The following is a 20,181-nucleotide window of genomic DNA, read 5'->3' as shown; positions in this document are numbered from 1 at the left end:
GTTTAAATTTCCTATTTTCAAATAATAAAAAGGTTTGATGTCATTAAAACATGTGCGTAAAGGACAATCTCTATGTTGAAGATGCCAAAGACTTTTTCATAGGTTTTATGGACGCTTACAACTGTCTTTCAAGTGATCTTTATTTAAATATATAGATAAGTAGAAAGATAGGGAAGATACAGCCATGAATGCACCAGTTCAACTGACTGAACAGCAATTGCTGGACATAAAACCAAAGTCAGGTTTGGCACTTGATAAGAAGCGTTACCTTTGGATGATTAGTCCATCTTTGCCAGTGATTGGTTTAGGGATTTTAGCGGGCTATCATGTTGCACCTAAGCCACTTAAAAAAGTGTTTGCACTGGGTGGTCCGATTGTCTTGCATGTGATTATTCCAGCCATTGATTCCTTGATTGGTAAAGATCAAAACAATCCAACTGCTGAAGATGTAAAATTACTTGAACAAGACCCTTATTATTCTCGATTAGTTAAATCTTTTATTCCGATTCAATATGCAGCAAATGTGTATGCATGCTATTTGGTTGGCCGTAAGCAGACTTCATTGCTTGATAAGATACTCTTGGGTATTTCGATGGGGGCGATTAATGGTATCGCCATCAATACAGCGCATGAACTCAGTCATAAGCATGATCGTGTAGATCATATTTTGTCGCACTTGGCATTAGTTCCATCTGGCTATAATCATTTCCGGATTGAGCATCCATATGGACACCATAAGCGTGCAGCAACTCCAGAAGACCCTGCATCTTCACAAATGGGTGAAACTTTTTATGAGTTTTTACCACGAACAGTCATTGGATCATTTAAGTCCGCAATTGAAATCGAAACCAACCGCCTTAAACGAAAAGGGCTTGGATTTTGGTGTAAAGACAATGAGTTGTTGCAAGGTTGGGGCATGACTGCGGCATTCCATTCGTCAATGGTGGGGGTATTTGGTAAAGGAATTTTGCCATACTTGGCTACGCAATCTGCATATAGTATTGGTCTGTTTGAGATTATTAACTACATCGAACACTATGGTTTATTGCGTCAAAAGGATGAAAAAGGTAAATATGAACGTACCATGCCTGAACACAGTTGGAATAATAATAATATTGTGACGAATTTGTTCCTGTATCAGTTGCAGCGTCATTCAGATCATCATGCTTATCCTACACGTCCATTCCAGGCATTACGTCATTTTGATGAAGCACCTGAGTTACCAAGTGGTTATGCAAGTATGTTATTGCCAGCCTTGATCCCTGCTTGGTGGTTCAAGATCATGGATAAACGTGTATTTGACCACTATAAAGGTGATTTGAATAAAGCCAATATTTATCCAAAACGTCGTGCCAGTATTTTTAAGAAATTTGGTGTAATCGACAAATTGCTCAATAAGTAAACATGAAACATGCAATAAAAGCCCAATATTGGGCTTTTATTGCATTTAATTCTTTGAGGTATCCTGCGATTTTAATATTGAATAACATGTATTGTTTTTATTCACTCATCATTGAGCTGCATCATCATCGATAGGCAATTGATCATTTAATTATATTGATTGTATGCTTCATAACGTAATGGGGGGAGGATAAAAATTTTGCTCATTAAAATTAACTCAAAGAAAAAAATTCTCTTTAAATATACTATCTTTATTATCAGGTTTCTTTCATAGTATACATAAAGTAATTTTAGATGCTAATAGCTTATCTGGACGTTTGTATGAAGTGGGAAGAAATAGGCAATCAACCATGTTCAATTGCGCGCACATTGTCAGTTTTGGGCGATCGTTGGACGATGCTTATTCTTCGTAATGCATTTATGGGAATGCGTCGTTTTGATGATTTTCAAGCAAATTTAGGTGTAACCCGACATGTGCTTGCTGAACGTTTAAAGCGTTTGGTTGAACATGGCATACTTACCAAAGTTCCATATGTTGAACGACAAGAGCGTTTTGAATATCGTTTAACTGAGAAAGGCTTAGAGCTTTATCCAATTTTATTAACGATGGTGACATGGGCAGATAAGTGGATGGATGAAGGCTTAGGTGCACCAATGGCATTTGAACATACAACATGTGGGCATCAATTTACTGCGATTTTGGTCTGTTCCGAATGTCAGCAAGCGATTACTGCACGTCAAGTAAAGCCAATAGTTACACCTGCATTTTTTAAATATTTGGAGAAAAGTAAACAGGCATGATTTGATTGTATCAATCAAGCATGAATTGAATATGAATGATCAAAACGTTAAAAACAGTTCAGAACAGAAACAAAAAATTGAATATCTTTGAACAAGCTTGATTGTATTACACGCTATTTAAATAAAGGCATTTATACATGCGTTTCGATATTAAGATGAATGTTGGGAAAACATCTAACCTTGATTACTATTTTAATAAATTGATTTTTGTTAAAGTGTGTGAAATTTATACCATGTGTTACTAAAAAATATATAATTCAAACTTAAATAAAAAATTTGCGTTTAAAGCTGAACAATAAATTTTTTTCTAAAACTCATATTGAGATCATTAACAATCAATAACCATTTTTTTAATAGAAAGGCATAAGTGTTTGGCAAATGATAATTATTTAAATTTAAAAATTCAATAACTTAGAAATATGTAATACGGAGCGATGATATGGCAATTGGATCAAGCCCAACAGTTGGAAAAACAACTCAAACCTGCCTTCAAGAATTTACAATTCATTTTAGACGTGCGGAGGATAGAGTGTTTGATGGTCGTTATGGTTTTGATTGGTACAGACCTGAATTTTTTAAAAAAATGACCTATTACCAACCCTTAACATCTAGCGAAGAAAGGATTAAAGTTGCTTTAGTGACGGGCGATATAAATACACTCAAAAGCACTTATACACATGGACAAAAAACAAAAATTTTGCCTTATGGGAAAGAATACATACCTGCATGGTTGGCGATTTATTCAACAGAGTGGCTTAATGTTCATCGTTCGGGTCAAGGTGAGAACTATAGTGTAGCACTAGATTTAGAGCTAAATCTAATTGAAGACAAGAATGATGGTGAATTAAATCCAATTGATAATAATAAAGAATTTGAGTTAAAAAATAATGGAACTATTCTTAAGTTTGAAGCATCAAACCCAAATATTGTGATTGACCCTTCAGAAATGAATATTAATCGATTTCTTAGTACTTTTGGAAATAACAAAAAATTATCAAATCAAGAAAATGATCAGAAATATTTAGTTTCAAATGCAGTTAATATCTCATGTAAAAGTGCATTGGAAAACCATGAGGAAATTTTAGTCTATGCAGAAAAAAATGGTTGTAAAGAAGTTGTCGGTCAGCTCATGCTATACCATAATGCTGTGATTCCGACTTTAAAAGTTATTTTTGTAGATGTGATTACGAATGAAGAAAAACCGAGACGTTCATATGATTATGAGGATTTTTTACAAAATAGATCATTTAACCAAGCCTTAATTAATGTAGAAATAATAAATGCTCCACCATTCGATTTTAGAAAGTATCATAAAAATGATGTTGATGTAAATATTTCTTTAAATAAACTTAATATAAATAATACCAGCTATTTTTTAGATGATTTAAGTAAATTTTATAAAAAATACCAAGATAAAAGCTTGGCAGCTAAAAACTATGTTTTTGTAACAAATGTTTTTAAAGAAGAAGGCGTTGGTAGTGGTGGGGATAGTGTTACCTTATTCAAATGCCCTGAAGATATATTTAATCAAGTCGTTGTACATGAGTTGGGACATCGTTTTGGATTGATTCATTTGTTTGACTCCCAAAAAATTAATCCCCAAGGCAAGTCTTTTCAGTTTTTACCGGGTTTGACAGGTAATTTTTTAGATTATGATCATAGAAAAATTGATGAGAAAGAAAAAAATGGTAAGACTAAGTCAAGGGCTATACGCAATCCCACTTTTTCGTTGAGCTATTTTTTCAAGTACCAATGGGATTTACTTAGAAAAAGAGTGAAATAATCTATTTATCTAAGCCATAATCTACAGGGATTCGTTCACGTTAATACATATGCGAACGAATCAATTTATATAAATAGGTCATAAACAATTTGCGGGTTTAGGAATACCTGCCAAACGACTCAAATGTCGAGCAACCAGTCCAGTATTAAATTTTTGTTGCAACACTGCATTATCAATCTCAGGGCTTACGCTTTTCATTAAAAATTTAATCAATGGGCGAGTCGCAGGAGAGTGTCCAAATTGAGTATAGAATTGACGAACTGCATATAAAACTTCGAAATGCCAAGGTGTAAGCTCGAGTTCTAAACTCTGTGCCAGCTCTTGAGCAACCTGTTCATTCCAAACCGTATAATCAACTAAGTGACCGTCTTGGTCTAATTCTAAACTCATAAAACAACCTAAATGATGTAACTCGATTGAAAAAGCAATTAAATTACTTGGGAGATAACAAAGGGTAAAATAGCGGTTTATTTTAAACTGATACAACGTGTGAAGTCTAAAATCAGTTCTGCGAATTGCGCATAATTGATCAATTTAAAATGCTCAGGAACTTTTTCGGCAAGTATTTCTGTATCATTTTCCAAGATATACAGATTTTTTTTCTTTTCTAAACGGCGATCAGATGCATATAGCACTGCATCTCCCATTAAAAGAATATGATCATCTACTGAGTATATTTGATCCAGTTGGGTTAAAACTTGATCTGTATGTGAAAAGCATGATTGAATTAAGTAAAGTGTTTTATCTGACATTTAAATCTACCTTGCCCATCTTACCAATATAAAACACGGTCAAAAGATTGAATAAATTCACTATTCAAATCGATGAACTCAATCTCTTGTTGTGATTGAGTAACAAAAGCAGAGCTTTTATTCATATTCTCTACTAAAACTGGTGTTAAATCATAAAATTCAAAGCTATCCACCATGTTTGACGCGAGTTTAAATGCTTGTTTTAAACCATCAAACGCCAGTTCGGATTTTAACAAACTTAGTCCAGCACCCTTGAGTAACACTTTGACTTTACAACCAAAAGTAGCTAAAACCATAGTGGCAGACAAGCTTTCATAAACTTGTAGATTGGTTAAGTTTGCTTGGGTTATAACCACGAGTACAGTATTCACACAAATCACCTTTTAAATGCAACACTCTAATGGGAAGATCAACTTAGAATTGAATGAGACGATCTGTAGATTGGACTGCATCTGCAAGTTCTCCAAGTCCAACGAGATTAAAACCTTTTGCAAGATTATGTGTTTGAATTTGATGGCGTTTAGCATTTTCTTGATCTGTTATTCCACGCGCTAAAGCGGCACTCACACAGACAGGAAGTCGAATTGCGAGTTTTTGCCACTCTACAGATAAATTACGTTGATCATCAGGAATCCATTGCAAGTTGTTGGCAACTTGTACACCATCTTGATAGAAGAACACACGAAATTCTTGATCTTTTGCTTTTAAAGCCTGAGCTAACCCCAATGCATGCCATGCATGAATTGAACTTGGAGCAGCAGTGATTAGTAATAAAGTACTCATTTGATGGCGATTCACTTGGAGAATGGACAGTTTGCAACATTCAAACTTGATAATGATAGGTAGTATACAATGATTTTAGGTGACATTTTTATGATATTCTCAATTTTTAAAAAAATAAATCAATAAAATATATTAATAAACAAACACTTACTTAATTTTTTCGGATTCCAAAGTCACTATAGATCTTATTTAATCTGCACTAAATTCCCTATATTTTCTTCCTTTTTTCCATAAAATAGCTAAAATAAATCTAAATCTACACCAAATCTGCACCAAGAATGAAGCTTCCAAAACCAATACAACGTGGATCAAGTTGGCGTATTACTGTAACTTTTGATAATAAGAGATATTCAGCGACCAGAGATACTGCAAAAGAATGTGAACAATGGGCATCACTTAAGCTACTTGAACTTAAAACTGGTAAAGCTGATCTTGAACAAGGTATAAAACCTGCTTATCCATTTCGACAATTATGTAATAAATATTATGAAGAACATGGTCGACATATGCGATCGGCACGTACCATCAACTTTAAAATAAAAAACTTAGACCGTATCGCTCCAAACCTGGCTGAAAAGTCAATTTATGATTTTAAGCCTGCAGATATTGCAGAATGGCGCAATAATAGAAAAAAAGAAGTTAAAGTAGCTACATTAAGAAATGAACATGCAATTTATTCTGCAGTGTTTACCTATGCAATGAAAGAGTTGTTTTTGATTGAGTCTAACGTTTGGCACTCAGTAACAATGCCAAATAAAGAAAAATCACGGGATCAAAGAATTTCACCAGAACAGCAAGAAACTCTATTAAAAGTGTTGCAGTGGGACGGTACAACAACACCTGTCAGTTCTAGACAATATGTCGCGTGGGCTTTTTTGTTTGCTCTGGAAACAGCAATGAGGCAGGGTGAGATATTATCTATGCGTAGAGCAGATTTACGTGATGGTTTTATTCATTTGCCAATGACTAAAAATGGTGAGTCTCGTAACGTACCACTTTCAAAAGAAGCCAAACGCTTGCTCTCATTGATACCTGCAGAAAATGACAAATTGTTGCCAATTGATAAGAATATATTTTGTGCAATGTGGATGAGGGTTAAGAAAAAAGCAAAACTGCCTGAAATCAATTTTCATGATACTCGACATGAAGCCATCACAAGGATGGTTAAGGTTCGTAAATTACCGGTTGAGGTTTTAGCAAAAATTACGGGACATAAGACAATTGGGATATTAATTAACACTTATTACAATCCAGATGCGCAGGATTTAGTTGAGATGTTTAATGACAGTGAGAGCTAATTAGCTCTCGGTCTGCCTCTTTTTTTATTTTTAGTGCTAAGTAAATCATGGGCTAAGCGAGGGTTGTATAATGCCTTGCCAGGTGTACCTTGATCTATTGATGAGAGACGTTCTCTAATTGTCGTGGTGGATAGACTATATTTTTCGGCGAGCTGTGCTGCAGAAACTAATTCAACTTCCACTTCCTTCAATTCTTTAACAATTCCACCACCAATATTTTGACCGAGCATTACTTGTGGAGGACTATCGCTTTCGACAGTGATAATATATTTAAGAACACCCATCAATCTTCCTCCATTTATTCAGCTCATCCCAAATTAAATATGTCGTACCTATTAGAGGGTGAATTTTTAGAATAACTTTCATGCATTCACCTTTTTATATAATTGATGTTTAACATTTTTAATCTTTGCCATTAACAAACAAGATTCATTGTTTTGAGGTGTTGCAAGTTTGTAAAAACTTTGGCTATACCGAACCATTTCAGCTTTGCTCATTAGAATCAAATTCTCTATTCGACAATCTGTTTTATCCTGGTTTTTAAATGCAATTACTTGTCCTTCTGGAATTGGTCCATTAACTTTTTCCCAAACAATTCTATGCTTTAATCCAAATTTACCTGGTTCACCTATTTTTACTAAAACATATCCATCTTTAGAGCATATCCGCTCATAACCTAGAGGTTTAGCATTCCATGTAGGACGTCCTTTCTTGAAGCTAGTCTTATTCGCTGAAGTAAGCCCTTTGGTGCCAGTATTCCATGGAACAGATCCTTTCTGAAAACAACCTGTTCGACCAGTATTCCATTTATTACGAGTGCATAATGACTTAATCTGATCAACACTAAATTGTTCATTAAATTTGGTGTTTACTATTTCCGTTAATTCTTTTCGCCCCAATGAGCAGTTTGATTTAATGAAATCTAATTGCTCTAGGGTATATTTTATTGCTGATCCCTTTGCCATAAATCACCCAATTAAATTTTGCGGAATTTCAACTGAATCGGCATTTTTTAAGCCTCTGTATTCAGCAACTAATTTTGCAGCACTTAAACGCATGTTGTTATTTTTAATAACCTGTTCACTTATTTTTTCAATAGCGTCTGCCTTTTGAAGTTCTGCCTGAAGCTCTTCACCTTTGAGATCTGTTGCGCTTAATCGTTCAAGCTGTGCAAATAAAACAGAATTTAAATCTAATGGTGTATTCATTATTTTGTCTCCCAAGGAGTGTCAGTCGCCATTGTTAAATCAGTACGTCTCTGATTTACATAACTCAATAAACGTTCATGAATAGCTGGGTCGCACTGAGTTATTTCCTCTTCAAGCTTTGCAAGATCAATCAATGTCTTTGCTTCTTGAATACGAACCATCAAAGAGGATTGAGATTTTTCAGGTGGGCTCAGTTCAGCTAATCTTTTATGAATCGCTAAAACCAACGGTTTACGCTGATTTTCAGACCAACTCGTCGTATACTTATACAAGGCATTTGCTTCTGCAGGTGAATTGGCTTTTCCTGCGCGCTCAAGAAGTTCTGTAAGCAATTTATTATATTGTTTTTCCTCAATATTCATTAATGCATTCGTTTGAAACTCAGCAAGTTTAGAATTTTTTGCAAGGGTAATTTCTGAAATTTGTTCTGCGCTAAAACCCTGATCATTCAAATCATGAAGGGTGGTGTTAATTTCTTCCTCAGAAATACAAGCATTAATACCATCGATATAAATTTGATGATCAGCATTGATTACTTTTGGCGAATATTGTTCAGGATCTAACTCGAGTAACTTATCTTCAGTTAATTTACATAAATGTTGAGTGTGCTCACGCTGTAAATTTCCGTTAGCAAAAAACACCGGGCGTAATGAAAGTACAGCTTCTGTAGTCGTACAGCTTGCAATCTGCGCAGCAAATTTTTCAATTATTAAAGTTGGATCTGATTCAATTTCAGCAACTTCATCTACTGTAAAAGCAGGGCGTATTTTAGGCGCTGTTTCAGTAATGTTTTCCTGATCATTTTTATGAGCATTTACCTCAGACGTTGAATTTTCAGTCTGAGGATCATTGGATTTTTTACGTGTAGTTTTTTTGGATTTTGCTGCAGGTTTCATGAACTCATGAAAATCTACAACTTTTAAGACCAAATCATTATTTATACCAAGTAAGCTTTGCATAGCTTTCGCTTGATTTTGAGCACTTTCAAAGTTGCGTTGAACTGAACCATTTTTTACAGCTAATACCAGTTCTTCATATTCAGGAATAAATTGTCCTTTGACAATGCTGCCAGTATTACCAAGTAAAAACACATCTTGCCCTTCAGAAAGTTCTTCTAAAGAATATGGTTTTAAAAACGTATATCCATTGATAGTGATTTCATCAATCTTTACGCAGAACTCATAATCAGGCATTGCGAATACTGTGGCAGGAAATTGATCGAGATCATCAAATTCAATCAACCCACCTGCAGCACGACACATAATATTTTTACCAGCCATTAACGCCGCAAATGCTTCATTTCCATTCAAAATATTCATTTTTTATTTTCCTCAGTGCTGCATTTGATTTTGTTGTTGAACTTGGTTAATCGGTGGTGCTGTATTCCATCCCATTTGATCAGCTCGTGCACGACAGGCATTCGAAATACCAATCTCATATTGAGTACCTTTGAATGTATTAATTGCTTTGTCTAACGTCTGAGGCTTCTTCGCATCTTTTATAGCTAAAAGTGCATCGTTAAAACGCTGAGCCAATGGTTTTTGTTGCTGACCATTAGCTTGGTTGTTTTGATTGTGATTAGGTTGTTGAGCCTGTCTAGGGTTTTGCTGTTGAGAGAGCTGTTGTTTTTGTTCATCGTAATGAGCTGCAGCCATTTCCTGATATTTCCAGTCATCCCAAACGCCTGAGAAAATATCGCCGGCAAACCCAATAAAACTAAGCGCTTTCACCATTGCGTCTGTGACTGATTTTTTAGGGGCATCCTCGTCGTATATCATTTTGCCTGCATTGGTTTTATACATGGCCATTGTTCCGCCCATGTGTTCTACTGAACACTTTTTACCGTCTTGCATATACCAAACACGGACTGTCGCATAATGCATCATTGTTTCGGCATTACATTGCTGAAAACCTTGTTGAACTATTTCAATTCCCCAACCTTGACCACAAGGACCAAAAGTTTCTGTAGCACGTTGAACTAACCAATAGGGTTGAGGTGATGAGCCTTTATAAGATTTACCTGTAATCGGCTTAACTTTCTTTGGATCTGTTATGCATAAAGAATTCCAAAGGTCCATATTTGTATTATTCGAATTTGTCATGATTATGCTCCAACCCAGCCCATACGTTTTTTAAACGCACGACGTTCATAAGAGGGGATATTTGAATTTTGAAGTCCAATAGCCAATGCTTTACGCTTTTGAAATTTACGTTCACGTTCAAAGCTAATGCGAATCCAAGGCTTTTCTAAGTGCTCAGCAAATTCGATAAGAAACAAATAGCCAGATTTACTCACTCGATAAATTTCGCCATCTTTTTGGATGTATTCGTATGAATAGATACGCATGCGGAATTCGCCGTTTTCATTGCTGATAAATTCAGTTTTCTTTTGAGGAATAGAGGTCATTAGTTTGCCTCCACTAAACGATTACGTTCGATATAACCAACAATCATCTGATTGATATTTCTGTGATCGTTGTAATCGGTGAAATCATTCCAATCGTTACCGTTCATATCTGTAATTTGTTCAACCGCCAAATTAGTAATATCTACTGCTGTAAATTCAGAACCAGGTACGCCGTAGTTATCTGGATGAGATTCAAAATCAAAGCCGACTAAAACTAGAAAACTATCAAGTTTGATAACCGCTTTCCCTGAAGTTTCAGAAGTGAGCTTTAGAGCACTAACGCTATAGGTTGATGGTGTTACATTAGGAGCAGTGATAGGTGCTTTGTACTCAGCAGTTTTCTGGTCGTATGTAAGACCAACAGCACCAACTGTGACTAAACCACTTATTGCAGCGACTTTGAGAAAACCCATAGACTGTGTACGATGTGTAACAATGGGATTGATTGAATTTGGTTTTGTGTTCATACTTATCTCACTCTATGAGTAAAAGCACATTTGATTTCGAGGTCGGATGTGCTTTTTTGTTAGCTGACGAAATTAATATCGCATTTCCGATATTATTAGTCAATAGGCAATCCGATATTTTTATTTTTATTCCGATATTTTTAGAATTTTTAAACTTTAATAGACAAAAGAAAACCCTGCATATAGCAGGGCGAGATAGGTCAAACTTAGTCATTACAGGTTATCCTTCAGTAACCTTGGTGGTAATAATAAGATTTCGGTGTTACAGGTAAATGAAATCAAACAACTCTTGAGGTGATGTACAATAAAATCAATCTATATGGATCATGCTTATGTCACCATTCTTAATAATTTTTGGTTTTTTACTATCATTTGTGGGAATTGTATTTGGTCCACATTATTTTCATAAGCATGTAAATAGTGTCCATGATGCCAAAGCTGTTGGTCTTCTATGCATGATACCAGGTGTATTTTTGCTTTGTCTTGGATTTTATTTAAGGTAAAAGAAAACCCACACAGGAGGGGTTTCTTTTTTAAAATATTGCATTAGCAATCAATATTGTATCTAGCTTTATATGAATCTATTGTTTTTTGAAGATCTTTACTTGTATTGAGATCTTTTGGATCAGCCAGCTTTAAATAAATAGGAAGGTATTCTTGTTCGTAGGTAACAGGGAAATCCTCGCAAATAACTTTTTTGCGTTCTTCCAATGGGGTAGAGGGACCTGCTAGCGTTGCAAGATACATAGTCATTTTTAAATCAACTTCTTGAAATTTTTCAATAAGGTGTTGGCGTTCAGGTGATATTTGTTCTGAATTATCGCAACCAAATATAGAAAGAGTTAACAAACATATAAATGATACGGTTTCCATAATATAGGTTCTTCATAGGTTTTTTAAGGAAAAGGAATCTCACGCTAATTGTGATGTGAAGTTTACTAAATTGATTGAATCTTAATTTTTGATCATGCGTTTATTTTCATACATTTTTTCATCAGCTTCCTGGACCGCTTCTAATAAACTATAAGAAGGATTTCGAATCGCGAAGCCAACAGCAATGCTGATATTAGCATTTGCAAAAATTTCTTGAATTCTATCAAATAAAATTTCTGCTCCCTCTTTTGTATTTTCAATGCTGAGGATTCCAAATTCATCACCACCTATCCGAGCCACAATATCATTATTACGGACGCAAATTTTTAATAGATTTGCTGTCTTTTTTATTAATTCGTCTCCGATTAAATGTCCAAATTGATCATTTACAATTTTTAAATTATTTAGATCAATCATAAAAATAGCAGCAGGATGACCGTAACTTTTACATCTGGCTTCTTCTTGTGCGAGAAGTTGATCCCATCCTCTGCGATTAAATAACCCTGTTAAAGAATCACTTAAGGCTACGGCTTCAAAAAACTCTTTTTGACGTTTTTGTTCATTTTCCCTTAATTCAACTTGCAAAATATAGCTTAAAATTTTACCAAAAAGATTAATTAATTCCTCTTCTTGTAGTAGTGATTCGGATTGAGGGTTGGGGTCAATAGCACAAAGAGTACCAAATAAAGTTCCATCTTCTTTTATAAGGGGTTGACCTATATACGCTTTAATATCAATTTTTTTTGCTATTGGGGCATTTAAATATAAGGGGATTTCTTCTGAACGAGGAGCTATTTTAGGAGCTTTTCCTAAAACCATGTGGGAGCAAAATGAATCCGCCCATGAAAAAACTTGTCCAGGAATAACATTATAGCCCTTATCTTCACATTGAAGAACGATCCAATTATCTCCTTCAGTACGAGTGATCATCCATAAATTAAATCCAAATTTCTGAGATAAAAATTTTAAAACAGTTTGTCCAGCCTCTTCAAAGTTTTTAAAAATTATATCTTTCATTATATGGGCCTATTTTATTGTTTAGATTGAAATTTGCTTATAGAACTTATACTTTTGAATAATTTTCTAAAAATTCATCTATCCACTCTTGAGCAGCATCGATATTGGTTATGTCCGTAAGTTTTAAATTGGTTTCCTCAGCTTCGTTAAACCCTTCAATAATCATTTCAAAGATATTAGCTTCATCTATCACTTCTTGAGCAATATCAGCAGGATCATAACTTTGCTTGGCTTTTTTTAGTGAGGCGATTTGTTTATCAATACCTGCACCAATTTTAGATAAAGCCAATTTAAAATCTTGGCGATTAATTGTTAGCGCAGTTTTAGATTTATTCAGTGTTGCGATCATAGTGTTCTCTTTTCTTTAAATTATACAAAATTAACTTTTCTCATTCGTTTTGGGCGAGAACCACCAAGCGGTCTAAATGCATCAATCACCAAACCTACCAACACCATTCCATCTTCAAATTCAATAATATTAGGGTGGAAGTTTGGATTAAGAGCCTGTAAATACTTACGCTCATCACTCTCAATGACAAGTTTTTTAAAAGTTGCATCAGTGTTATTTCTTACAACTATCAAATCTCCAGAAATCAAATCGCATACCTGAAATTTTGGATTTACTAAAATACAGTCACCCTCTATGTAAGTGGGTGAATTACTAATACCAACTACTTTTAGATAAAAACAACCATCAGGATCATCAGCGCTTAAAGGTGGTAACCACTCAGAAATATCTAATGGATTTATTTCCTCTATAGATGTCATTGATCCAGCTTGAACCCATGACAAAACAGGGATTAATCTCGAAGTAATGGGTACAACGTTATTGTCAAATTCACTAACTACACCTTTTTTAAGCTCTTCAGCAGTAATGCCTAATGCGCTAGCTAGCTCAAGAATTGAACCTGTTGATTTAGCAGTGCCAGTTTCTAGTTCAGAAATTACCGATTGTTTAACTCCAGACTTTTGCGCTAATTCCTTCTGGGTCATTTTTTTTGCCTTACGCAATTTCTTTAAATTTTCACCCAAAGTACTCATAGATAAATCTCAACTTGCTTTATCGGAATTCTGATACATATTTCAATCGGTTTGGCTATTGTATAAATATCGGAAAACCTATATATTTAATAAAAATATCGGAGGCTCACATGAATCAATGGCAAAAAATGATTTCTGATCTTAAAGACCAGGGATTAACACAGGCAAAGATCGCCACTGAAATTGGTTGTTCGCAAAACTATGTAAGTGACTTAGAGCGAGGAGCTTGCGGAAAACGTCTTTCATATGATCTAGGTAGAAATCTAGAGGCTTTATGGAATCAGCATAAACAATCTACAAATGTCGCTTAGGAACCACCATGAGCAAAGTATCGATTTTTGTTCTTAAAAATTAAACGTGAATGATTAAAAGGATTCACATATGGAAATTAATTTAAGCCGAGAAGCTCAAAACGCTATTTGGCAAATGATAAGTAAAACACCTGGTTTTACTCCTAAAGACATTGCCCAAGTACTAGGGGATTCGCATAACACAGTTTGCAATTACGCAAATATCAATATGCCAAATCACTTACCAAGCATAAAAAAATTGGAAGCAATTCTGTATTACACGCAAAACCCAGCTTTATTAAAAATTTGGGCGCATGAGCTTGGTTATGCATTGCTGCCTGTTGAGTGTGATCGAAGTAAACATCATGAGCTTTCAATCTTTGAAGCAATGATGCAGCACAACATCAAATCAGGAAAAGCTAACAAAGTTGTTTATGACGCTTATGAAGATGGTGTTGTAACACCTCAAGAATATGAAGAGATACACCAACTCACACAGAATTTAATTGAATTGGCGACTGCTGTAGACCAAGCGGCACTTAAGCAAATGAAAAAATATAAGGCAGGTTTTGAAATTGAAAAAGCCTGATGTTCGAGGTCAGGCTTCCCGTAGTTCACACGGTATCAATTACTCAATGGTTTCAAGGAGTATCGAATGACATCGAATCTATCACATGAAAATTATATAAGCAAATTCATGAAAGGTGATGTGGTTGTATTTATGAATCACATCAAAATTAATAGTTTACAGACTATAAAAGTTTATCAACCGAACGATCTATATCTATTGGAAAATGGGCAATTGGCTAAAGAAAATGAGATACGATCTGCCACTTTGCCTGAGCTTTTTCATAAACGCCGTTTAGATGAAATTGAGCAATCGATTGCGGAGGTTTCATGAATAGTCATTTTCAAACTAAACCTGAACATAAACAGACTCAAGAAATCCAATCTTTTTATGAACCAACGTTGCTTTTGTTGAATCACATTCATGATATCAAAAAAGACAATTTAAGAATGCGTGGTTACAACCAAGAAAATGCAGCTGTAACCAAAGAAGAATTGGCTCAAAAAATGGCTTATCGATTCAAGATTACGATTTGGTTAGCACACCAGGTTATTACGAGTTTGATCAAAGCTGAACAGGTTATTTCATTTGGTGGATATGTAAAGCCAAAGGTCGGTGAATTATGAGCTTAGATGCGACCGTATGGGCTTGGAAAGCTACAGTCTCATGTGCAAGTGAAAGGCTTGTGCTTTTAGCTCTTGCTGATCGAGCCGGAGATGATCATAAGTGCTTCCCAAGTTTAAAGCGCTTAGAGAAAGACACTACGCTAAATCGCAAAACGATTATCAAAGTTTTAGATGAACTTGAACTCAAAAAATTGATCCAATTTACAGGTGAAATCAAAGGGAACGGGGTTAAGGTTTATCAATTGATTGGTGTATTTGGACGTGAAGATTATTCAGACACCAGTACCAAAAAGGGGACTAGTACCAAAAATGGTACAGGTGTCAATTTAGGTACTAGTTCCAAAAACGGTACTAGTACCAATAATGGAACTGGAACCAGTACCAATTTTGGTACCGAGACCAGTACCAATTTTGGGACACAGAATCTCCCAAGGAATCTCCCATTAGAATCTAAAAATAAAAAAGACTGGCTTTGTTTGAAAAAACTTCGTTGGGAATTAGATCAAGCTGATCCAATGGTAGTGCCAAAGTCGATTATTGAAGCAAGTTGGTTTGAACGCGAAAAACGAGCTTTCGAACTTTTCAATGCCGACAAGGATCTTTGTGATGATCTTTTGATTTACCACTTTGCTGACACACTTTTGAGAAACCGTCACAAATACGACAAAGCGCAAAATGGAAAATCCACTGGTGAATCTGATTCTGTATTTTTCTCATCACCTCAGCAGATTTATGTTTTTGCCAACAAATTGGCTCAAATTCCAGACGTCATAAATCAATTCAGTGTGCCTGGTGAATCTTTTGAAAAACTGGCAAGCCGGATTGCTGCAAAACTTTCAGATCCAAATGAACTCCAAAACTGGAAATCACACCTGCAGACAGTTGGATTTAAATCAAAGAGCAGAGGTGTGGCTTAGGTGGAGAGCATCTCAATTTCTGAATATCAAAAACTTTATGGTACGAGTACGAGGAAGAAATCAAAGCACAAAAGCAGTACTCGAGTTCAAACTCATCGTGGTGAAAGTATCGGTGAATCATTGTTGACCAACCAGTTGCGAGTTTTAAATATTTGCTTTGAACAGGAATATAAATTTCATCCTAAACGTAAATGGCGTGCAGATTTTCTCATTGTAGGCAAGAAGATATTGGTTGAGGTTGAAGGCGGTGTTTGGAGTAACGGACGTCACACTCGAGGAAAGGGATATATCGGTGATATGGAGAAGTACAACGCTGCTGTGTTAATGGGATATCAGGTATTACGGTTTAGTACAGAGCAAGTCAAATCAGGTTTAGCGGTTCAACATATAGAGACGATGGTAGGGGATTTATAAAGATGGGCACAGCAGTCGCAACACAACATATTTTACAAACAGTTGATTGGTCGCGTTTTGACTTAGAAGGCTGGTTATATCAATTTGGTGCTTGGTTATATACCAATACAGGACCTACAGGAAAAAGTGTAAATCCAATCGCTATAGCTATGGATAATGCTGTAAAAGAGAAGAAATATAAAAAATTGAGCCCTGAACAAAGATTAAAAATTATTACTGGTTATCTTATGGAAGATCTTGGACAAGCAAAGCCAAGAAAGACTCGTCTAACATGTGAAATAAATGATAACGAGGCGAGAGCTGTACAGCGTTTAATTTTAGATCTGCAAGGGCAATCTGAAATATTGGATGATTGGATGGATGCAGTGATTAGTCGATACTTTTATGGTTGTTCCTGGCCAGAGATGATAACAGATGAGCGTAGTCAGATGAATGCACGTTCTGATGTGAAGTGTGGTTTAGCAGCATTGCATTGTCGGTATGGTTATATAAAATATATTGCATCTTAATATTCAATATGTTAATTAATCATTTGAAAGTTAACATAAAAGAGCTAATGATGACATTTAATGAAGAACAAAAGAATTTTTTAAAAGAGATGTCCATTAAAGAAAGCGAATTTATAAAATTAAATCGTGATGTCCAAATACTAATTGAAATAGCAAATGATTACGAGTTGCATAAAAATGATTTGCTTGATGAGGCGGGTTACATAGCTAATAAAATGCAAAGATGTTCAGGTGTGCATTCAGTTCGTTCTAGAGTAAAAGATACAAGTCATTTGATAGAAAAAATTATTCGTAAATGGTCTGAAGAATCAGTATCTTCAAAATATCATGAAATTAGCAAAGATAATTATAAAAGTACTATCACTGATTTAATTGGAGTCAGAGCAATATATTTATTCAAAAGTGATTGGAAGATTGTACATGACCATATATTGTCTAAATGGGAGCCAATGGAGGAGGTAATTATTTATTACAGAGAAGGAGATGATCTATTACTGTATGCAGAAAATAAAAATTGTAAAAATGAAGTGCATTTTTCTGGATATCGATCGATCCACTACATAATTCCAGCGACTAAAATTAATGGAGAGCAAATTTGTTGTGAAGTCCAAACAAGGACCATTTTTGAAGAAGGGTGGAGTGAAATTGACCATAAAGTTAGATATCCAAGTTTTTCTAAAGATCCATATTTAAAAGAATATTTAAATATTTTTAATAGGATTTCTGGTAGCGCGGATGAAATGGGAAGTTTCGTAAACTCATTAAGAGAGTTGGTAGAAAATCAAAAATTGTTAGAAGAAAGTAAAAAACAAATTATTGAGAAAAATGAGATAGAAATTCAAGAACTCCAATGCACAATAGAAAAGCTTTTTAAAGATAAGGCTGAGTTGGAGGAAATACAGAAAGCGTATAATAAATTGAAATTAGCTCAAGAAAATAAGGAGAAGATAACTGGAAATTTTTTAAGCCTTACAAGTGCAGAAGATTTCAAAAACGAAATTGAAAGAATAAGGAAAAATATTTCACAAATTGTGATTGATGGGGAAATGCATATAATAAAAAGATAAATTAATTTAGACTTAAGTAAATAATGGAAAATTAATTAAAATATTCCATTATTTACTTTTAATGAATACTAAAAAACTATATTTTTCTATAAAAAAGATCTTTATTATTTTCTCCATCAGCTAATTTAGAAGGATTAACTACTTCTAACCATGTAATATGTTTTAATTTAATATTATCATTTAATTTTTTTTCATATTCTGATAAAAAATCATTTGAAATTTTAATGTTTTCATCTATCAAACCTTTAATTGTATATATTTGACTTGAATCAAGTGCTTCTAATTTTTCCTTTATGTAGTTTTCAAAATCATCATAGTCAGCTAAATACTTTTTAAAGTTTGTATTTGCTAAATCTTTAGGCATTATGTAAATTTTATCAATTAAATTATCTACTATTTTAAATGCAACTGTAAGCTCACTTTTAGTTGATTTGTTTAATTCATGTACTGCATCATTACCGATAAAACGAAGACTATGAAGCATTTCAATATCGACTTTTGAGAGATTGCCAAATTTTTTTAAGTTGGTGATTTTATTTTCTAAATTTCTTCCTTCAATTTTATTATCATTACAAATACACTCGATTATTGAACGAATCCCAATAGCTGTAAAAATATCTAAATTCTGGATATATGCATTTTTAGTTTCTGAATAAATCTCAAATAATTTCTCAGGAAGAATTTTTTCTAATTTACGGAATACATCCTTAGTATCTGGATAAAAATTTGTAAAACCTTTATCGTAATCATATCTATAGTCATAACCTTCAGAAGTCCATATTTCTTCAACTGGGTAGCTAATTTCATAATCATGGTAGATTTGTAAAAAAGAAACATGATCACATCCTAAACATTGAACAATCGAATATTCTTTACCGTAACGATAACGATGCTCTTTAAAATGATACATTTTTGTTGCAACGATTAGATGGTTAGTTTCTCTTTTACAATCAATACATTGTGTCTTAATTTTGGAATTTTCTGTCATAATTTATATTTTTCCTCTATAAGAATTGAAAATTTTTACAATCAATTGAATGCAACTTATTAAAATTTCAGTAATAGTCTATAAGTATACTAAAAACATAAATTATCTAAAGGTTTAATTTTTAAGGTATTGACCCTGTACAGGGAATATGGCATATTTCTGCTATAGTGGACGAAGTTATGGTAATCCACACTGTTTAAAGATTTTATATACCCACTTTTACTCTGAATGAAGTGGGTATTTTTTTTGCATAAATAATAATGAGGCTTACATGGAAAATCGTTGGCATTCTGATCAAGCAAATAATATGCGTCCAGATGTAAAAGCAGATCCATGTCCGTGGTGTGGAAGTAGTTCAATCGTTGTTGATTCTAAAATTATAGATTTCGAAGTTTGTGGAGAAAAACAAACTCAATGGAGTGCTCAAGCAAGCTGCCATGAATGTGGTGCAACTTCTCCAAGTTGCGATATTGGTCCATGGTCACATCCACTGGAAGATGAATACAATCAATTAGATTGGGAAAATGAGCGTGAAGTTGTAAATTTTGCTGTTTTGGTTTGGAATTGTAGAAAGTGAGCACGCTTCAGTTAGATTTGTGATGATTAGTCGATTTATGAATAAATATAATTTTAATAAAGTTTGCTTTCCTAAGGTTTAAGGCGTATAAAGGCACTTCGTTGATGCGGGATGGAGCAGTCTGGTAGCTCGTCGGGCTCATAACCCGAAGGTCGTTGGTTCAAATCCAGCTCCCGCTACCACGAAAAGTTTTAGTGTTTATAGCCTAGATTGCTTAATGCTTTTTAGGTTTTTTTTAATAATTTTGATAGTAAAATATTTAATATTGCTAGTTGTTTCTTCGCGAGAAGTTTTAAAATAACTCTTATAATTAAATGGTTAATGTCTTAAATGAGTTGATGAATTAGTCAACTTCACTAATTTTTTTTAAATATGCTGATGTAAAATTTTAGAG

Annotated in this window: 29 protein-coding genes and 1 tRNA gene; 14 read left to right on the top strand and 16 right to left on the bottom strand. The window is 34.3% G+C overall.

The window, feature by feature from the left end; all coding sequences use genetic code 11:
* The first annotated feature begins 184 nt into the window (after positions 1 to 184).
* The 3 genes from TOL5_RS11315 to TOL5_RS11305 all read left to right on the top strand — a co-directional run bounded on the left by TOL5_RS11315 (position 185) and on the right by TOL5_RS11305 (position 3,985).
* Positions 185 to 1,402, top strand: a complete 1,218-nt coding sequence (locus TOL5_RS11315; RefSeq protein ID WP_199995699.1) for an alkane 1-monooxygenase — start codon at positions 185 to 187, stop codon at positions 1,400 to 1,402.
* Positions 1,403 to 1,722: 320 nt separating this feature from the next.
* Entirely contained in the window at positions 1,723 to 2,202 is a 480-nt protein-coding gene (locus TOL5_RS11310) for a winged helix-turn-helix transcriptional regulator (protein WP_042087062.1), read from the top strand.
* Between the two features lie 439 nt (positions 2,203 to 2,641).
* On the top strand, positions 2,642 to 3,985 hold the full coding sequence (locus TOL5_RS11305) for a hypothetical protein (RefSeq protein WP_199934860.1): 1,344 nt from the start codon (positions 2,642 to 2,644) through the stop codon (positions 3,983 to 3,985).
* A 78-nt stretch (positions 3,986 to 4,063) separates the two neighbouring features.
* On the opposite strand, the gene TOL5_RS11300 is transcribed toward TOL5_RS11305, so the two are convergent.
* From TOL5_RS11300 to tusD, 4 genes are all read right to left on the bottom strand, one after another.
* The gene (locus TOL5_RS11300) at positions 4,064 to 4,375 is read right to left on the bottom strand and encodes a TusE/DsrC/DsvC family sulfur relay protein (protein ID WP_004830870.1); all 312 of its coding nucleotides are present in this window, start codon (positions 4,373 to 4,375) and stop codon (positions 4,064 to 4,066) included.
* Positions 4,376 to 4,452: 77 nt separating this feature from the next.
* On the bottom strand, positions 4,453 to 4,737 hold the full coding sequence (locus tag TOL5_RS11295; RefSeq protein WP_004830869.1) for a DsrH/TusB family sulfur metabolism protein: 285 nt from the start codon (positions 4,735 to 4,737) through the stop codon (positions 4,453 to 4,455).
* Positions 4,738 to 4,757: 20 nt separating this feature from the next.
* On the bottom strand, positions 4,758 to 5,108 hold the full coding sequence (locus TOL5_RS11290) for a hypothetical protein (protein ID WP_004830868.1): 351 nt from the start codon (positions 5,106 to 5,108) through the stop codon (positions 4,758 to 4,760).
* Positions 5,109 to 5,151: 43 nt separating this feature from the next.
* Positions 5,152 to 5,520 carry a sulfurtransferase complex subunit TusD gene (tusD, locus tag TOL5_RS11285; protein ID WP_004830867.1) on the bottom strand — a complete coding sequence of 123 codons (369 nt, stop codon included), beginning with the start codon at positions 5,518 to 5,520 and terminating at the stop codon, positions 5,152 to 5,154.
* A gap of 278 nt (positions 5,521 to 5,798) precedes the next feature.
* Here tusD and TOL5_RS11280 point away from each other — a divergent pair, with 278 nt between their 5' ends.
* A complete protein-coding gene (locus tag TOL5_RS11280) occupies positions 5,799 to 6,818 on the top strand; it encodes a site-specific integrase (RefSeq protein ID WP_005029089.1) in 1,020 nt (339 codons plus the stop codon).
* On the opposite strand, the gene TOL5_RS11275 is transcribed toward TOL5_RS11280, so the two are convergent.
* From TOL5_RS11275 to TOL5_RS11225, 11 genes are all read right to left on the bottom strand, one after another.
* On the bottom strand, positions 6,815 to 7,102 hold the full coding sequence (locus TOL5_RS11275) for a DNA-binding protein (RefSeq protein WP_151961407.1): 288 nt from the start codon (positions 7,100 to 7,102) through the stop codon (positions 6,815 to 6,817). The two genes, TOL5_RS11280 and TOL5_RS11275, sit on opposite strands and share 4 nt — an antisense overlap.
* A gap of 78 nt (positions 7,103 to 7,180) precedes the next feature.
* Positions 7,181 to 7,783, bottom strand: a complete 603-nt coding sequence (locus tag TOL5_RS11270; protein WP_221260346.1) for an HNH endonuclease signature motif containing protein — start codon at positions 7,781 to 7,783, stop codon at positions 7,181 to 7,183.
* Between the two features lie 3 nt (positions 7,784 to 7,786).
* On the bottom strand, positions 7,787 to 8,026 hold the full coding sequence (locus TOL5_RS11265) for a hypothetical protein (RefSeq protein ID WP_046760017.1): 240 nt from the start codon (positions 8,024 to 8,026) through the stop codon (positions 7,787 to 7,789).
* Positions 8,026 to 9,345: a hypothetical protein gene (locus TOL5_RS11260; protein WP_151961405.1), complete on the bottom strand. Its 1,320-nt coding sequence runs from the start codon at positions 9,343 to 9,345 to the stop codon at positions 8,026 to 8,028. Before TOL5_RS11260 ends, TOL5_RS11265 begins: the two co-directional genes overlap by 1 nt.
* A 12-nt stretch (positions 9,346 to 9,357) precedes the next feature.
* Positions 9,358 to 10,128, bottom strand: a complete 771-nt coding sequence (locus tag TOL5_RS11255) for a hypothetical protein (RefSeq protein ID WP_221260345.1) — start codon at positions 10,126 to 10,128, stop codon at positions 9,358 to 9,360.
* A 2-nt stretch (positions 10,129 to 10,130) separates the two neighbouring features.
* Entirely contained in the window at positions 10,131 to 10,433 is a 303-nt protein-coding gene (locus TOL5_RS11250) for a hypothetical protein (protein WP_221260344.1), read from the bottom strand.
* Positions 10,433 to 10,900, bottom strand: a complete 468-nt coding sequence (locus TOL5_RS11245) for a hypothetical protein (protein ID WP_221260343.1) — start codon at positions 10,898 to 10,900, stop codon at positions 10,433 to 10,435. The genes TOL5_RS11250 and TOL5_RS11245 overlap by 1 nt, the downstream gene beginning before the upstream one ends.
* A gap of 546 nt (positions 10,901 to 11,446) precedes the next feature.
* The gene (locus TOL5_RS11240) at positions 11,447 to 11,773 is read right to left on the bottom strand and encodes a hypothetical protein (protein ID WP_199995693.1); all 327 of its coding nucleotides are present in this window, start codon (positions 11,771 to 11,773) and stop codon (positions 11,447 to 11,449) included.
* A gap of 81 nt (positions 11,774 to 11,854) precedes the next feature.
* A complete protein-coding gene (locus TOL5_RS11235) occupies positions 11,855 to 12,790 on the bottom strand; it encodes a sensor domain-containing diguanylate cyclase (RefSeq protein ID WP_221260342.1) in 936 nt (311 codons plus the stop codon).
* Between the two features lie 46 nt (positions 12,791 to 12,836).
* Entirely contained in the window at positions 12,837 to 13,139 is a 303-nt protein-coding gene (locus tag TOL5_RS11230; protein WP_221260341.1) for a hypothetical protein, read from the bottom strand.
* 20 nt (positions 13,140 to 13,159) lie between these two features.
* Entirely contained in the window at positions 13,160 to 13,831 is a 672-nt protein-coding gene (locus tag TOL5_RS11225) for a LexA family protein (protein WP_221260340.1), read from the bottom strand.
* A gap of 110 nt (positions 13,832 to 13,941) precedes the next feature.
* Between TOL5_RS11225 and TOL5_RS11220 the strand changes: the two genes are divergently transcribed.
* The 8 genes from TOL5_RS11220 to TOL5_RS11185 all read left to right on the top strand — a co-directional run bounded on the left by TOL5_RS11220 (position 13,942) and on the right by TOL5_RS11185 (position 18,222).
* Entirely contained in the window at positions 13,942 to 14,142 is a 201-nt protein-coding gene (locus TOL5_RS11220) for a helix-turn-helix domain-containing protein (RefSeq protein ID WP_005029058.1), read from the top strand.
* Between the two features lie 70 nt (positions 14,143 to 14,212).
* Positions 14,213 to 14,710: a phage regulatory CII family protein gene (locus TOL5_RS11215; protein ID WP_221260339.1), complete on the top strand. Its 498-nt coding sequence runs from the start codon at positions 14,213 to 14,215 to the stop codon at positions 14,708 to 14,710.
* Positions 14,711 to 14,776: 66 nt separating this feature from the next.
* On the top strand, positions 14,777 to 15,022 hold the full coding sequence (locus tag TOL5_RS11210; protein WP_100885147.1) for a hypothetical protein: 246 nt from the start codon (positions 14,777 to 14,779) through the stop codon (positions 15,020 to 15,022).
* Positions 15,019 to 15,315: a hypothetical protein gene (locus TOL5_RS11205; RefSeq protein WP_221260338.1), complete on the top strand. Its 297-nt coding sequence runs from the start codon at positions 15,019 to 15,021 to the stop codon at positions 15,313 to 15,315. The genes TOL5_RS11210 and TOL5_RS11205 overlap by 4 nt, the downstream gene beginning before the upstream one ends.
* Positions 15,312 to 16,232, top strand: a complete 921-nt coding sequence (locus tag TOL5_RS11200) for a helix-turn-helix domain-containing protein (RefSeq protein WP_221260337.1) — start codon at positions 15,312 to 15,314, stop codon at positions 16,230 to 16,232. Before TOL5_RS11205 ends, TOL5_RS11200 begins: the two co-directional genes overlap by 4 nt.
* Positions 16,233 to 16,646, top strand: a complete 414-nt coding sequence (locus TOL5_RS11195; RefSeq protein ID WP_221260336.1) for an endonuclease domain-containing protein — start codon at positions 16,233 to 16,235, stop codon at positions 16,644 to 16,646.
* Positions 16,647 to 16,648: 2 nt separating this feature from the next.
* Positions 16,649 to 17,155, top strand: a complete 507-nt coding sequence (locus TOL5_RS11190; protein ID WP_221260335.1) for a hypothetical protein — start codon at positions 16,649 to 16,651, stop codon at positions 17,153 to 17,155.
* Between the two features lie 50 nt (positions 17,156 to 17,205).
* On the top strand, positions 17,206 to 18,222 hold the full coding sequence (locus TOL5_RS11185; RefSeq protein ID WP_221260334.1) for a RelA/SpoT domain-containing protein: 1,017 nt from the start codon (positions 17,206 to 17,208) through the stop codon (positions 18,220 to 18,222).
* Positions 18,223 to 18,298: 76 nt separating this feature from the next.
* Here TOL5_RS11185 and TOL5_RS11180 read toward each other — a convergent pair whose 3' ends face one another.
* Positions 18,299 to 19,210, bottom strand: a complete 912-nt coding sequence (locus TOL5_RS11180; protein WP_221260333.1) for a DUF4145 domain-containing protein — start codon at positions 19,208 to 19,210, stop codon at positions 18,299 to 18,301.
* A 271-nt stretch (positions 19,211 to 19,481) separates the two neighbouring features.
* Here TOL5_RS11180 and TOL5_RS11175 point away from each other — a divergent pair, with 271 nt between their 5' ends.
* Together TOL5_RS11175 and TOL5_RS11170 are read left to right on the top strand one after the other, a co-directional pair.
* A complete protein-coding gene (locus TOL5_RS11175; RefSeq protein WP_151961785.1) occupies positions 19,482 to 19,787 on the top strand; it encodes a hypothetical protein in 306 nt (101 codons plus the stop codon).
* A gap of 105 nt (positions 19,788 to 19,892) precedes the next feature.
* Positions 19,893 to 19,969: transfer RNA gene (locus tag TOL5_RS11170), tRNA-Met, on the top strand.
* Positions 19,970 to 20,181 lie beyond the last annotated feature (212 nt).

The sequence above is a fragment of the Acinetobacter sp. Tol 5 genome (genome assembly GCF_019702905.1).
GTDB classification, from domain to species: domain Bacteria; phylum Pseudomonadota; class Gammaproteobacteria; order Pseudomonadales; family Moraxellaceae; genus Acinetobacter; species Acinetobacter bereziniae.
Note: the sequence above shows the minus strand (reverse complement) of the source record. Positions and strands in the feature narration are given on the sequence as shown.

Bases quoted from the DNA above. Each gene is read 5' to 3' on its own strand.
- TOL5_RS11315 (WP_199995699.1), top strand. From the start codon at position 185: ATGAATGCACCAGTTCAACTGACTGAACAGCAATTGCTGGACATAAAA.
- TOL5_RS11310 (WP_042087062.1), top strand. From the start codon at position 1,723: ATGAAGTGGGAAGAAATAGGCAATCAACCATGTTCAATTGCGCGCACA.
- TOL5_RS11305 (WP_199934860.1), top strand. From the start codon at position 2,642: ATGGCAATTGGATCAAGCCCAACAGTTGGAAAAACAACTCAAACCTGC.
- TOL5_RS11300 (WP_004830870.1), bottom strand. From the start codon at position 4,375: ATGAGTTTAGAATTAGACCAAGACGGTCACTTAGTTGATTATACGGTT.
- TOL5_RS11295 (WP_004830869.1), bottom strand. From the start codon at position 4,737: ATGTCAGATAAAACACTTTACTTAATTCAATCATGCTTTTCACATACA.
- tusD (WP_004830867.1), bottom strand. From the start codon at position 5,520: ATGAGTACTTTATTACTAATCACTGCTGCTCCAAGTTCAATTCATGCA.
- TOL5_RS11280 (WP_005029089.1), top strand. From the start codon at position 5,799: ATGAAGCTTCCAAAACCAATACAACGTGGATCAAGTTGGCGTATTACT.
- TOL5_RS11275 (WP_151961407.1), bottom strand. From the start codon at position 7,102: ATGGGTGTTCTTAAATATATTATCACTGTCGAAAGCGATAGTCCTCCA.
- TOL5_RS11270 (WP_221260346.1), bottom strand. From the start codon at position 7,783: ATGGCAAAGGGATCAGCAATAAAATATACCCTAGAGCAATTAGATTTC.
- TOL5_RS11265 (WP_046760017.1), bottom strand. From the start codon at position 8,026: ATGAATACACCATTAGATTTAAATTCTGTTTTATTTGCACAGCTTGAA.
- TOL5_RS11260 (WP_151961405.1), bottom strand. From the start codon at position 9,345: ATGAATATTTTGAATGGAAATGAAGCATTTGCGGCGTTAATGGCTGGT.
- TOL5_RS11255 (WP_221260345.1), bottom strand. From the start codon at position 10,128: ATGACAAATTCGAATAATACAAATATGGACCTTTGGAATTCTTTATGC.
- TOL5_RS11250 (WP_221260344.1), bottom strand. From the start codon at position 10,433: ATGACCTCTATTCCTCAAAAGAAAACTGAATTTATCAGCAATGAAAAC.
- TOL5_RS11245 (WP_221260343.1), bottom strand. From the start codon at position 10,900: ATGAACACAAAACCAAATTCAATCAATCCCATTGTTACACATCGTACA.
- TOL5_RS11240 (WP_199995693.1), bottom strand. From the start codon at position 11,773: ATGGAAACCGTATCATTTATATGTTTGTTAACTCTTTCTATATTTGGT.
- TOL5_RS11235 (WP_221260342.1), bottom strand. From the start codon at position 12,790: ATGAAAGATATAATTTTTAAAAACTTTGAAGAGGCTGGACAAACTGTT.
- TOL5_RS11230 (WP_221260341.1), bottom strand. From the start codon at position 13,139: ATGATCGCAACACTGAATAAATCTAAAACTGCGCTAACAATTAATCGC.
- TOL5_RS11225 (WP_221260340.1), bottom strand. From the start codon at position 13,831: ATGAGTACTTTGGGTGAAAATTTAAAGAAATTGCGTAAGGCAAAAAAA.
- TOL5_RS11220 (WP_005029058.1), top strand. From the start codon at position 13,942: ATGAATCAATGGCAAAAAATGATTTCTGATCTTAAAGACCAGGGATTA.
- TOL5_RS11215 (WP_221260339.1), top strand. From the start codon at position 14,213: ATGGAAATTAATTTAAGCCGAGAAGCTCAAAACGCTATTTGGCAAATG.
- TOL5_RS11210 (WP_100885147.1), top strand. From the start codon at position 14,777: ATGACATCGAATCTATCACATGAAAATTATATAAGCAAATTCATGAAA.
- TOL5_RS11205 (WP_221260338.1), top strand. From the start codon at position 15,019: ATGAATAGTCATTTTCAAACTAAACCTGAACATAAACAGACTCAAGAA.
- TOL5_RS11200 (WP_221260337.1), top strand. From the start codon at position 15,312: ATGAGCTTAGATGCGACCGTATGGGCTTGGAAAGCTACAGTCTCATGT.
- TOL5_RS11190 (WP_221260335.1), top strand. From the start codon at position 16,649: ATGGGCACAGCAGTCGCAACACAACATATTTTACAAACAGTTGATTGG.
- TOL5_RS11185 (WP_221260334.1), top strand. From the start codon at position 17,206: ATGACATTTAATGAAGAACAAAAGAATTTTTTAAAAGAGATGTCCATT.
- TOL5_RS11180 (WP_221260333.1), bottom strand. From the start codon at position 19,210: ATGACAGAAAATTCCAAAATTAAGACACAATGTATTGATTGTAAAAGA.
- TOL5_RS11175 (WP_151961785.1), top strand. From the start codon at position 19,482: ATGGAAAATCGTTGGCATTCTGATCAAGCAAATAATATGCGTCCAGAT.